Source organism: Pseudonocardia sp. (genome assembly GCF_029263155.1).
In the GTDB taxonomy this organism is placed as follows: Bacteria; Actinomycetota; Actinomycetes; order Mycobacteriales; family Pseudonocardiaceae; genus Pseudonocardia.
Map to the genome: position 1 here is coordinate 21,636 of NZ_JAJCYB010000029.1, position 12,487 is coordinate 34,122.

At 73.1% G+C, this 12,487-nt stretch carries 9 protein-coding genes; 4 read left to right on the forward strand and 5 right to left on the reverse strand.

Features of this window, described 5'->3' with window-relative positions; genetic code table 11:
• Positions 1 to 67 precede the first annotated feature (67 nt).
• Complete coding sequence (locus Q1K26_RS04960; RefSeq protein WP_300007967.1) at positions 68 to 5,662, forward strand: carboxyl transferase domain-containing protein; 5,595 nt, start codon at positions 68 to 70, stop codon at positions 5,660 to 5,662.
• A gap of 43 nt (positions 5,663 to 5,705) precedes the next feature.
• Here Q1K26_RS04960 and Q1K26_RS04965 read toward each other — a convergent pair whose 3' ends face one another.
• The 3 genes from Q1K26_RS04965 to Q1K26_RS04975 are packed head-to-tail and all read right to left on the reverse strand — an operon-like array spanning position 5,706 to position 7,578.
• Positions 5,706 to 6,098, reverse strand: a complete 393-nt coding sequence (locus tag Q1K26_RS04965; protein ID WP_300007968.1) for a type II toxin-antitoxin system VapC family toxin — start codon at positions 6,096 to 6,098, stop codon at positions 5,706 to 5,708.
• Positions 6,095 to 6,319, reverse strand: a complete 225-nt coding sequence (locus Q1K26_RS04970) for a type II toxin-antitoxin system prevent-host-death family antitoxin (protein WP_300007969.1) — start codon at positions 6,317 to 6,319, stop codon at positions 6,095 to 6,097. Before Q1K26_RS04970 ends, Q1K26_RS04965 begins: the two co-directional genes overlap by 4 nt.
• A 35-nt stretch (positions 6,320 to 6,354) precedes the next feature.
• Positions 6,355 to 7,578: a glycoside hydrolase family 3 N-terminal domain-containing protein gene (locus Q1K26_RS04975; RefSeq protein WP_300007970.1), complete on the reverse strand. Its 1,224-nt coding sequence runs from the start codon at positions 7,576 to 7,578 to the stop codon at positions 6,355 to 6,357.
• A gap of 147 nt (positions 7,579 to 7,725) precedes the next feature.
• Between Q1K26_RS04975 and Q1K26_RS04980 the strand changes: the two genes are divergently transcribed.
• From Q1K26_RS04980 to Q1K26_RS04990, 3 genes are read left to right on the forward strand one after another with little or no spacing between them, the layout of a single operon-like run.
• Positions 7,726 to 9,687 carry a 3-oxoacyl-[acyl-carrier-protein] synthase III C-terminal domain-containing protein gene (locus tag Q1K26_RS04980; RefSeq protein ID WP_300007971.1) on the forward strand — a complete coding sequence of 654 codons (1,962 nt, stop codon included), beginning with the start codon at positions 7,726 to 7,728 and terminating at the stop codon, positions 9,685 to 9,687.
• A gap of 28 nt (positions 9,688 to 9,715) precedes the next feature.
• The gene (locus Q1K26_RS04985; protein WP_300007972.1) at positions 9,716 to 10,474 is read left to right on the forward strand and encodes a beta-ketoacyl-ACP reductase; all 759 of its coding nucleotides are present in this window, start codon (positions 9,716 to 9,718) and stop codon (positions 10,472 to 10,474) included.
• A gap of 27 nt (positions 10,475 to 10,501) precedes the next feature.
• A complete protein-coding gene (locus Q1K26_RS04990; protein ID WP_300007973.1) occupies positions 10,502 to 10,747 on the forward strand; it encodes an AbrB/MazE/SpoVT family DNA-binding domain-containing protein in 246 nt (81 codons plus the stop codon).
• 169 nt (positions 10,748 to 10,916) lie between these two features.
• Here the strand turns inward: Q1K26_RS04990 and Q1K26_RS04995 are convergent, their stop codons facing one another.
• A complete protein-coding gene (locus Q1K26_RS04995) occupies positions 10,917 to 11,900 on the reverse strand; it encodes a glutathione S-transferase C-terminal domain-containing protein (RefSeq protein WP_300007974.1) in 984 nt (327 codons plus the stop codon).
• Between the two features lie 107 nt (positions 11,901 to 12,007).
• Complete coding sequence (locus tag Q1K26_RS05000) at positions 12,008 to 12,280, reverse strand: DUF4242 domain-containing protein (RefSeq protein ID WP_300007975.1); 273 nt, start codon at positions 12,278 to 12,280, stop codon at positions 12,008 to 12,010.
• Positions 12,281 to 12,487 lie beyond the last annotated feature (207 nt).

A 12,487-nucleotide genomic window follows, 5' to 3' on the forward strand; every position in this document is an offset into this window, starting at 1 on the left:
CGGGATGTCGGCTTGGGTGGGTGGGCCGGCGGGATCCCGGCGTCACACGCACAACCTCAGGAGTGAGATGAACGTGGCGTTCCAGCGCATCGCGATCGTCAACCGCGGCGAGCCCGCCATGCGGTTGATCCATGCCGTGCGGGAGTGGAACGCCGCCGCGGGGAGCCTGCGATCCCGCGGATCGGACGCCGTCGGGCGGGCGCCGCTGCGCACCATCGCCTTCTACACCGCCGTCGACCGGGCCGCGATGTTCGTCCGCGAGGCCGACGAGTCCGTGCTGATCGGGTCCGACGATCCCGACCAGGCGTTCACCGGCACCAACCCCTATCTCGACTACGCCGAGCTGGAACGCGCGCTGAAGGCCTGTGGCGCCGAGGCCGTCTGGCCGGGCTGGGGCTTCGTGTCCGAACGCGCCGAGTTCGCGCAGCTGTGCGCCGACCTGGGGATCGTGTTCGTCGGCCCGTCGGCGCAGGTGATGGAGGCGCTCGGCGACAAGATCGCGGCGAAGAAGCTCGCCGAGCAGGTGGGCGTGCCGCTGGCGGCATGGAGCGGCGGGCCGGTCGCCGACGTCGGGGCCGCGCGCGAGCACGCCGAGCGGATCGGCTACCCGCTGATGGTGAAGGCCACCGCGGGCGGCGGTGGCCGCGGCATCCGCAAGGTCAACGCCCCCGAGGAGCTGGCCGAGGCGTTCGAGCGCGCGGGATCCGAGGCCGCGAGGACCGCCGGGGACGCCACCGTGTTCCTCGAGCGCGCCATCACCGGCGGCCGCCACGTCGAGGTGCAGGTCGTCGCCGACGCCACTGGGGACGTGTGGACGCTGGGCGTGCGCGACTGCTCGGTGCAGCGGCGCAACCAGAAGGTGCTCGAGGAGTCCGCCTCCACCGCACTCGACGCCGAGCAGGAGCAGCTGCTGCGCGACTCCGCGGCGGCGCTGGCGAAGGCCGCGGGCTACGTCAACGCGGGCACCGTGGAGTTCCTCTACGAGCCCGAGGAGCGGCTGCTGTCGTTCCTGGAGGTCAACACGCGGCTGCAGGTCGAGCACCCGGTCACCGAGGCGACCACCGGCGTCGACATCGTCAAGCTGCAGCTGCACGTGGCGATGGGCGGGAAGCTGGCCGACGTCGCGGCGGTCGCCCCGCCCGCGCGGGGGCACGCCGTCGAGGCCCGGCTCACCGCGGAGGACCCGGAGCAGGGCTTCGCGCCCGCCCCCGGGCGCATCGAGCACCTCGCGCTGCCCAGCGGGCCCGGCATCCGGGTCGACACGGGGGTCGCCGCGGGCGACGTCATCCCGCCGCAGTACGACTCGATGATCGCCAAGGTGATCGCCTGGGGCCGCGACCGCGACGAGGCGCTCGCCCGGCTCGGTCGCGCGCTGCACCAGACCGCGGCGGTCATCGACGGCGGCACCACCAACAAGGCGTTCCTGCTCGACCTGCTGGGCCGCCCCGAGATCATCTCCGGGGACGCCGACACCACCTGGCTCGACACCATGATGGCGCAGGGCTACACGCCGCCGCAGCGCCTCGACGTCGCGCTGCTCGCCACCGCGGTGGAGGCGCAGGAGGCGCACGTGGCCCGCCAGCGCGCGCGGCTGTTCGCCTCGGCCGAGCGCGGGCGCCCCGAGGTGGGGCACGACACCTGGTACCAGGTCGACGTCCGCGCCGGCGGCGAGTCCTACCGCCTGCACGTCGCGCAGCCCCGCGGCACGCGCTACCGCGTCCAGCTCGACGGGGTGGCGCTCGATGTCGACACCGAGCGCACCGGCCGGTTCGAGCGGCGGCTGACCGTCGGCGGGCAGACCTACAGCGTGCTCACCGCGCCGCAGGACCCGGACGTGCTCGTCGAGGTCGACGGCGCGGTGCACCGCATCTCCGGTGGCGAGGTGGGGCTGGTGCGCGCCCCGGCGCCGGCGATGGTCGTGTCCATCCCGGTGTCCGCGGGCGACGAGGTCGAGGCGGGCGACGTGGTCGCGGTCGTGGAGAGCATGAAGCTGGAGACGGCGCTGCGCGCCCCCGTCGGCGGCCGGGTCGCCGAGATCCTGGTCGACGCGAACACCCAGGTGGAGGGCGGCACGAAGCTGATCCGCCTGCAGCCCGACGCCGACGGCGAGGCGGGCACGGGCGGCGAGCGCGCGGACCTGTCCGCGCTCGCCTCGCACACCGGCGACCGCGGCGACGCGGCCGCGGTCGCCGCCGACGCGCTGACCTCCCTGCGGTTCCTGGTGCTCGGCTTCGACATCGACGAGCGCGACGCCCGACCGCTGCTGGCCCGGCTCACCGAGGCACGCGAGGACCTCGCCCCCGACGACGCGCGCGTGCTGGCGGGCGAGACCGCGGTGCTGCGGATCTTCGCCGACCTGTGCGCGCTGTCGCGCAATCGACGCGGCGGCACCGACGAGCCCACCGGCGAGCAGGAGCGCAACCCGCAGGAGTACCTCCACGCCTACCTGCGCTCGCGCGACGCCGAGGCCGAGGGCCTTCCCGAGACGTTCCGGGCCCGCCTGCGCCAGGCGCTGGCCCACTACGGCGTGCCGGACCTGGAGATCACCGACGCGCTGTCGGGTGCGCTGTACCGGATGTTCCTCGCGCACCGCCGCGCCGCGGCCCACGTCCCCGTGGTGCTGGCGCTGCTGCAGTGGCGGCTGCAGCACCCGGAGTCGCTGCCCGAGGCGTCCCGCGAGGACTACCTGCGCACGCTCGACCAGCTCGTCACCGCCACCCAGCTGCGCCATCCCGTCGTGGGCAGCCTGGCCCGGCGGGTGCGCTACACCTGCTTCGACGCCCCGGTGGTCGCCGCCGAGCGCGAGCACGGGCAGGACCAGGTGCGCGCCCAGCTCGACGTGCTGCCCGGCCCGGGCGACCCGGCCCGGGCGGAGCGGATCGACGCGATCGTCGCGGCGGCCGAACCGATCCTCGGCGTGTTCGGCGAGCGCCACCACGCGGCGATGCTGGAGGTGATGACGCGGCGCTACTACCGCATCCGCGAGCTCTCCGACGTCGAGCTCTCCGACCGGGGCGGGCGCCCGCTGCTGACGGCGGACTACGTCCACGACGGCCGGGACGTCACCGTGCTGGCCACCACCGTCTACACCGCGCCCGACGCGCCGGCCGGGACCGACCCGATCGCCGTGCAGGGCGACCTGCGCCGGCTGATCCTGCAGCTACCGCCCGGACGCCTCGCCGCGCTGGACCTCTACGTCATCGCCGGGGAGGCGCCCGACGCCGATCCCGAGCGTTCCGCGGAGAAGATCCGCGCCCTGCTCGGGCGCCTGCCCGAGCGCCTGGAGCGGGTGGCAGTGGCGGTGCGCCGCCCGGGCGGTGACGAGCGGTCGGCGTGGTTCACCTTCCGGCCCGGCCCGGACCGTCGCCCGGAGGAGGACCGCACCCTGCGCGGCCTGCACCCGATGGTCGCCGAGCGCCTGGGTCTGTGGCGGCTGGCCGACTTCGAGATCACCCGCCTGCCCTCCCCCGTCGACGTGCACCTGTTCCGCGCCGTCGGCAAGCAGGTGCCCGACGACCGGCGCCTGATCGCCCTGTCCGACGTCCGCGACCTCACGGTCCTGCGCGACGAGGACGGGCAGATCCGCGCCCTGCCCCAGATCGAGCATGCCCTCGACGCCTGCCTGGACTCGCTGCGCGCCGCGCGCGCCGCCGACCGCGGCGACGCGAAGCTGGAGTGGAACCGGGTGCTGCTCTACGTCTGGCCGGTGGTCGACATCCCGCTGCGGGAGGTCGACGCGGTGTTCCGGCTGCTGGCCCCGCGCACCGACGCGCTCGGACTGGAACAGGTGATGATCCAGTTCCGGATGGTGGGCGCCGACGGGGAGACGCGCGAGCAGCTGCTGCGGCTGTCCCGCCCGCCGGGCGCCGGCCTCACCGTGCGCCTCACCGACCCGCCGCCACACCCGATGCGGGAGCTGGACGCCTACGCGCAGAAGGTGATCCGGGCGCGGCGCCGCGGCGCGGTCTACCCCTACGAGCTGGTGCCGATGCTCGTGCGCAACCCGGACGGCGCCGGCGCGGCGGGCACCTTCACCGAGTACGACCTCGATCCCGACGGCGCGCCCGTCGTCGTCGAGCGGGCGCCGGGCGGCAACACCGCCAACCTGGTGTTGGGCACGGTCACCACGGCCACGCAGCGCTACCCGGAGGGCATGACCCGCGTCGTGCTCATCGGTGACCCGACGAAGGCGCTCGGCGCCCTGGCCGAGCCCGAGTGCGCCCGCGTGCTGGCTGCGATCGCGCTGGCCCGCAGGCTGGAGGCGCCGATCGAGTGGTTCGCCGTCTCCGCGGGCGCCAAGATCGCGATGGACTCGGGCACCGAGAACATGGACTGGATCAGCCGCGTGCTGCGCGGGATCATCGAGTTCACGCAAGGTGGCGGCGAGCTCAACGTCGTGGTGACCGGGATCAACGTGGGCGCCCAGCCGTACTGGAACGCCGAGGCCACGATGCTCATGCACACCAAGGGCATCCTCGTGATGACCCCGGACAGCGCCATGGTGCTGACGGGCAAGCAGAGCCTGGACTACTCCGGCGGGGTCTCCGCGGAGGACAACTTCGGCATCGGCGGCTACGACCGCATCATGGGCCCGAACGGGCAGGCGCAGTACTGGGCGCCCGACCTCTCCGGCGCCGTCGACGTCCTGCTCGCGCACTACGCGCACACCTACCGCGCACCCGGCGAGCGGTTCCCGCGCCCCGCGCCGAGCACCGACCCCGTCGACCGGGACGTCTCGTCGTCCCCGCACAGCGGGCCGGGCTGCGACTTCGCCACCGTCGGGGAGATCTTCTCCGCGGTCACCAACCCGGAGCGCAAGAAGCCCTTCGACATCCGCTCGGTGATGGCCGCCGTCGCAGACGCCGACCACCCCACCCTGGAGCGCTGGGCCGACATGATCGACGCCGAGGGCGTGGTCGTGCTCGACGCGCACCTGGGCGGGCAGCCGATCGCCCTGCTGGGCATCGAGTCGCGCCCGCTGTCGCGCCGCGGGCGGATCCCGGTGGACGGGCCGTCGTCGTTCACGGCGGGCACGCTGTTCCCGAAGTCGTCGAAGAAGACCGCGCGGGCGATCAACGCCGCCAGCGGCAACCGGCCGCTGGTGGTGCTGGCCAACCTGTCCGGCTTCGACGGCTCCCCGGAGTCGCTGCGCGAGGTGCAGCTGGAGTTCGGCGCGGAGATCGGGCGCGCCGTCGTCAACTTCGACGGGCCGATCGTGTTCTGCGTGGTGTCGCGCTACCACGGCGGCGCGTTCGTCGTGTTCTCCGGCACGCTCAACGACAACATGGAGATCGCCGCCGTGGAGGGCTCCTACGCCTCGGTGATCGGCGGGGCGCCGGCCGCGGCGGTGGTGTTCGCGGGCGAGGTCAACAAGCGCACCGCCGCCGACCCCCGGGTCGCGGACCTGGAGGCCCGCATCGCCGACGCGGGCCAGGCCGGTGACGACGCCGAGGCGGGCCGGCTCTCCGCCGAGCTCACCGCGCTGCGCCCGGGCGTGCGCTCGGAGAAGCTGGGCGAGGTGGCCGACGAGTTCGACACCGCCCACAGCGTGCAGCGGGCCCAGCGCGTCGGCTCGGTGGACCGCATCGTCCCCGGCCCGCAGCTACGCCCGTACCTGATCGACGCGGTGCGGCGCGGCATGGCCCGGGCCGCACGGCCGTGAGCCGGTGAGGCTTCTCGGCCGGTCCACCCCGGCCGAGTAGCCCTCACCAGAGCAGCAGGACACCGCCGAGCCCGGCGAACGCCCGATCGCGCGTGACCAGGGTGGCCGAGTGCGCCAGCGCCTGTGCGGCCAGCATCCGGTCGAACGGATCGGAGTGCGTCCAGCTCAGCCCGCCCGCCCGGATCGCGTCGGCCGCGGTGATCGGCTGCGTCCGTGCACCGAGCCGCTCGAGCACACCGTCGTACTGGTTCAGCAGCAGCTCCGCCTCCGGCCACCGCCCGGCGCGATGCTTGATCGCCATCTCCCACGCCGACGCCGCCGAGACGGTGAGCGTGTTGACGGGGTCGGCGATCGCCTTCGCCGCCCGTTCGGACAGCAGGTGTGGCGCGGTCACCGCCCACACGTAGGCATGGGTGTCCAGGAGCAGGGTGGTCACGACCAGGCGGCGAGATCGTCGCCGTCGATCGGGTCGAACCGCTCGTCCGGCATGGACATCGGGAGGAATCCGAGCTCGCGAGCGGGGACCCGCTGTACGGGGACGAGCCGGACCAGCGGTGTGCCGGCCCGCGCGAGCACCACCTCCTCGCCGGCGAGCGCGGCGTCGAGCAGCCGCGAGAGCTGGGCCTTCGCCTCGGCGACGTTGCAGGTGATGGTCATGTTGGTCAGACTAGCATGACCATCTCTGGTGCGGCTCAGCTGCAGACGCGCTTCGCGCGCAGGACGCGGGTGACCGCGGCCTCGTTGGCCGTCGGGTCGAGGGTGCCTGCGGCCAGTGCGGGCTCCAGCACGTCGAGCACCGCGTCCGGGTCGTCGGGGTTGGACCACAGCGCCATGTCCGCGCCCGCGTCCAGGGCGGTGCGGACGGCCTCGGGCAGCTCGAACTCGCCGGTGATGGCCTTCATCGCGCCCAGGTCGTCGGTGACCACCAGGCCGTCGAAGCCGTACTCCTCGCGCAGCAGCGCGTACGCGGCCGGGGTGAGCGAGGTGGGCAGGCCGTCGGTGAGGCCGGGGACGTCGAGGTGCCCGACCATCACGCCGGTCGTCCCGCCGGCCAGCGGCGCGCCCGGCCCGACGAGGTCGGCGTAGGGGCGCAGGTCGGCCGCGCGCAGGTCGTCGAGCGACGGGGTGGTGACCCGCCCGGCGTGGGAGTCGCCGTCGGCGCGGCCGTGGCCGGGGAAGTGCTTGACGACCGATCCGACGTCGGCGGCGGCCATCCCCTCGGCGAAGGCCCGCGCGTAGCGGGTGACGGTGTCGGGGTCGGTGCCGAAGCTGCGGTCGCCGATGACCGCGCCCGCCGGCTGCCCGCCGAGGTCGACGGTCGGCGCCAGGTTCAACGTGACGCCGCGCGCGGCGAGGCGCCGCCCGCGCTCCTCGGCGAGCACCCGCACCTCGTCGACGGTCAGGCTGCTCATCTCGCGGGCACTGGGCAGGTCCCCGTCGAGCATGTCGATGCGCTGCACGCGCCCGCCCTCGTCGTCGACGGCCACCGCCACCGGGATCCGCGCGCCGGCCTGCAGCGCGCGCACGGCCTGGTCCTCCAGCAGTGCGGTCTCGTTGCCGGGCAGGAAGATCCCGCCGACCTGCGTGGACCGGACGGTCTGCGCGGCGGCGACCGGGTCGCCGACGTCCACGCCGACCATCAGCCGCTGCGCCAGCCGCTCCCGCGGCGTCATCGCGGCGACGATCCCGGCGCATGCGGGCAACCGGTCCGGGCCCAGCGGGTCGTCCACCACGGGGGCGGCGACCGCGGCGACCACCGGGGCCGGCGCGGCCGCCGCCGGGACGAACCCGACGACCGCGGCCGCCAGCACCCCCGCGACCAGCCCGGCGAGCAGCGGGGCGGCCGGGCGGCGGGCGGCGCCGCTGCGGCGGCGCCGCTGCGCGAAGTGCGGGCAATGGGGCTCTCGGCGTGACATCGCGGGCCATCATCCTCCCTACCGGCGAGTTGTGAGGAAGCACCCGCGGTAATCGGGCCAGGTTCCCCCGGCCGTCGGTTGTGCCGTACCCGCCCGATCACGTTCAGTGGGGTGTCCCCCGATCGTCGACCCGACCGGAGCATGTGCATGAAGCCATTCGTCGTGAACCGACACGGCAGGCTCGTCTTCCCCGCCACCGTCCTCGCCGAGCTCGACTTCTCCGTCCTGGACTCGCTGGACCAGTTCACCGCCGTGATCGGCCGCGACTTCGAGGCCAAGGCACCCACCGGCACCGACATCCTCGCGCGCGTCGAGTCCGGCGCCTACGACAGCCGGTTCCCGCTGCTGCGCGACCTCGCCCAGAACCTGTTCTGGGTCAACCGGTTCTCGATGACGATGTTCGACAAGCGACCCACCCGATTCCGCGACCTCCCCCGCACCCGAGACGACGTGTTCCTCCCGGTGCTCACGCACTGGGAGGACGGGGAGCGCAAGGTCTCCGCCGTCGAGCGGGCCTACCGCGAGCTGCCGGCCACCTACGACGAGGCCGCGGAGGAGCGCGCGTTCGCGCTGCTGTTCGACGTCTTCCGGAACAAGCGCCACCACGCCACCGAGCTCCCGGCGATCAAGCCGACGGTGGCCGAGCTCCTCGCGCAGCCCGACGCCCTGACGTGGGTCCTCCCGGCGCACGACCCGGACTTCCCCACCTTCACCCTCACCGAGATCCTCGACGCCGACGAGTCGGTGCCGGAGCTGGAGGCGCTGTCGCGCTGGGCGATGGTGCTGCACAACCAGTACCCGTGGGAGCGCGCCGACACCGCGCTACGGCCGGTCGGCGAGATCGGCGACGACGACGTGGTCATCGCGTTGCACCCGCGCAACCGCGACGTCACCGCGTTCATCGACCGTGTCCGATCAGCAGGGAGGGCGGACGCATCGAACTCCGCCCCCACGAGCGCGGGCCCGGCCCCGCTGCCGCCCGTGCAGCCGATCCGGCCCTACCCGCCGGTGCGCGTCCGCGAGGCCTTCGCGGTGGCACCGGTGCTGGAGGCGCTGTCGGTGGTGCGCGGCGAGCTCGTGTGCACCAACGACGACGTGATCCGCAACTCCAGCTTCTCCTGGTCCCCGATGAGCGCCGCGGAGATCAGCGCGAAGACCGGCATCGACGAGCGCCGCTACTCGGCACGCTCGCTCGAACAGCTCGCGCTCGACGCGGCCCGCGCCGCCCTTGAGCACTCCGGTCGCGAGCCCGCCGAGATCGGCGCGGTGCTCGTCGCCACGTGCACCAGCGAGAAGCTGATCCCGTCGGTGGCCTGCTGGCTCTCGGGTCAGCTCGGGCTGCTGCAGACCCACGTGTCGGCCGACATCGTCGCCGCCTGCGCGGGACTGCCCTACGGGCTCTCCGAGGCCGTGCGGCTGCTGCAGGAGGTGCAGCGGCCGGTGCTGCTGGTCTGCGTCGAGAAGTTCTCCGACAAGATCGGCGCGGTCCGCACCTCACGGATGATCTTCGGGGACGGGGCGTCGGCCATCGTCGTGGCGCCCGGTGAGCACACCGACGTCGAGGTCCTGCAGACCTACGCGAGCGGGCCGGTCAGCGAGGTCAACTCGATCATCTGGCCCAACCCGGAGTTCGACAACGACATCACCGTGTACGGCCCCGAGGTGAAGTCGCTGGTGCAGCGCTACCTGGGTCAGATGCTCGGCGAGCTGGGCGACGAGCCCGATCCCGACGACCCGTCGCGCCCGCTGATCGACTCGATCGACCTGATCGTGCCGCACCAGGCCAACAAGACGATGATCCTCGGCCTGGCCGAGAAGGCCGGGCTCACGCCCGACCAGCTCTACTTCAACATCGAGACGATGGGCAACGTCTCGGCCGCGTCCATCCCGATCGCCATCGCCGACGCCGTGCGCGACGGCGCGATCGACCGCCCGATGCGGGTGTTCGCACCCGGTTTCGGCGCCGGCGCGGTCGGCGGGTACGCGGTGCTGCGGGTCGACCCGGCGATCGTCGCCCCGGAGGCGACCGGCGCGGTCACCGACACCGCGCCGCGGGCCCCGTCGATGGCCACCACCAGCGACGACGTCCGCGTAGCGTTCGGCGAGTAGTGCACATCCACGACCCCAGGGGGCAGAAATGACCGACGTCATGCACGACTCCGAGCGCCGCGTCGCCATCGTCACCGGCGGGGCCCGCGGGATCGGGGCCGCCATCACCACGGCGCTCGCCCGGTCCGGGGTGCACGTCGCCGCCGGGTACTCGTCGAACAGCAAGGCGGCCGAGGAGCTCGCCGGCAAGCTCGCCGCCGAGGGGGCCTCGGTCTCGGTGCACCAGGGCAACGTGGGTGTCCCGGAGGACTGCCAGCGGGTGGTCAGCGAGGTGCTGGAGAGCTACGGCCGCGTCGACTACCTGGTCAACAACGCGGGTGTCACCGTCGACAAGACGATGCGCAGGATGACGGTGGAGGACTGGCACGCCGTGCTGCGCGTCAACCTCTCGGGCGCCTTCTACATGACCAAGCCGGTCCTCGACCACATGCTGGAGAAGCGGTTCGGGCGGATCGTCAACATCAGCTCGGTGATCGGGCAGATGGGCAACATCGGGCAGGTCAACTACGCCGCGTCCAAGGCGGGGCTGTTCGGGCTGACGCAGAGCCTGGCGCGCGAGACGGCCAACAAGGGCATCACCGTCAACTGCGTGGCACCGGGCTACATCGAGACCGAGATGGTGGCCGCGATCGCGCCGGAGGCGTTCGAGAAGATCGTCGCCAGGGTGCCGGTCGGGCGCCTCGGGCAGGCCTCGGAGATCGCCCGGGCCGTGTCGTTCCTCGTCGACGACGAGGCGGGCTACATCACCGGCAGCGTCATCTCGGTCAACGGCGGGATGGACATGTAGCTCCCGCGTCGATGGTAGATTCCTACCATGCGGACTACCATCGACGCGGCGGGCCGTGTGGTCATCCCCAAGCAGCTCCGGGAGTCCGCCGCGCTGCAGCCCGGCCAGGAGCTGGAGATCATCGAGCGCGACGGCCGGATCGAGATCGAGGCCGTGTCCGCGCCGATGCGCCTGGTCGAACGCGACGGCTTCCTGGCCGCCGAGGTCGACGCCGAGCCCGGACCCCTCACCGCCGACGACGTCCGCGACATCCTGGAGCGGACGCGTCGGTGATCGCGTGCGACACCTCGGTGCTCGTCGCGGCGTTCGCGCGCTGGCACGAGTCCCACATGGCCGCAGCCACGGCGGTCCGCCGCTGTGACGCGCTCATCGACCACGCGGTGATCGAGACCTTCTCCGTGCTGACCCGGCTGCCCGCACCGCGGCGCGCCCCCCGAGCTGCTCAGCTGATCGACGGCACCCGCTCGCCCTCCGGGGCCGGACCGGGCGGGGTCCCGTCGCCGAAGGGGCGCCCCCCGAGCCGCTCGCGGCCGTGCGGGGTCAGGAAACCCGACAGGTCCGGGCCGAGCGGCACCACACCGCTCGGGTTGATCGTGTCGTGCACGCCGTAGTAGTGCTGCTTGATCTGGGCGAAGTCGATGGTGTCGCCGAACCCGGGGGTCTGGAACAGGTCACGGGTGTAGGCCCACAGCACCGGCAGCTCGACGAGCTTGTGGCGGTTGGCCTTGAAGTGGCCGTGGTAGGCCGCGTCGAAGCGGACGAGGGTGACCCACAGCCGGACGTCGGCCTCGGTGATCGTGTCCCCCACCAGGTAGCGCTGTGTGGACAGGCGCTCCGACAGCGCGTCGAGCCGCGCGAACAGCGCGTGGTAGGCCCGCTCGTAGGCCTCCTGGGTGGAGGCGAACCCGCACTTGTAGACCCCGTTGTTGACGTCCTCGTAGAACGAGTCGATCACCTCGTCGATCTCGTCCCGGAACTTGTCGGGGTAGAGGTCGGGGGCGCCGGCGCGGTGGTGCGCGGTCCACTGGGTGGAGAAGTCCAGGGTGAGCTGCTGGAAGCCGTTGGTGGCCACCTTGCCGCTCGCGATGTCCACCATGGCGGGCACCGTGATGCCGGCGGCGAAGTCCGGATCGGCGGCGCGGTAGGCCTCGCCGAGGTACTCGATGCCCAGCACCGGGTCACGGTCGCCGGGATCGAGGTGGAACCGCCAGCTGCGCTCGTCGTGCAGCGGTCCGGCGATCCCCATGGAGATCGCGGGCTCCAGCCCCAGCAGCCGGCGCACGATCACCGCACGGTTGGCCCACGGGCACGCCCGCGCGACCACGAGGCGGTAGCGGCCGGCCTCGACGGGCCAGCGGGTGGAACCGTCCGCGGTGATGCGCTCGTCGAGCGCAACCGGCTCGCGTTCGAAGGACCCGTCGCTCATGTCCGCAGCCTAGGTCCGGCCGCGCACCGCCGCCGGTCGAGCCGCGGCGCACCCCCACCCGCGCCGAGGTGGGTCCCGGGCGCGACGGCCCGGCGACACGTCCCGGGTCAGCGGCCGCCGGTGGTGGGGTCGATGGTGCGCCGCACCTCGCTCACCGCGTTCGCCGGGAAGCCACCCTGCTCGGCGTGGGCGCGGAGCTTGTCGGCGTCCGGGGCCACGTACACGCAGTAGATCTTGTCGTCGGTGACGTAGCTGTGGTCCCACTGGACGTCCGGCATGCCGTCGAGCACCTGATTGCTCGTGCGGCTGATCTCGTTGATCTCGGAGTCGGACAGGCTCCCCGCACCGGGGAGTTCACGCTCGATCACGTACTTGGGCATGGTGTCGACGCTAGCCACGGGTGGTGCGCCGCCGACCCCTCCGAACGGAGGGTCCGGCACCGCGGACGGATGCTCCTATGGATGTCAAGCTGCGGATGAAGGTCGTTCCTGTTGAGCGACGGGTGTTCTGCCTCCCTCCCGGGTAGATCGTCTTCCGCCGCTGGTCGGTGTCAACGTCGTTCGTCCTCGCTGCGCTGCGGGCGCTCC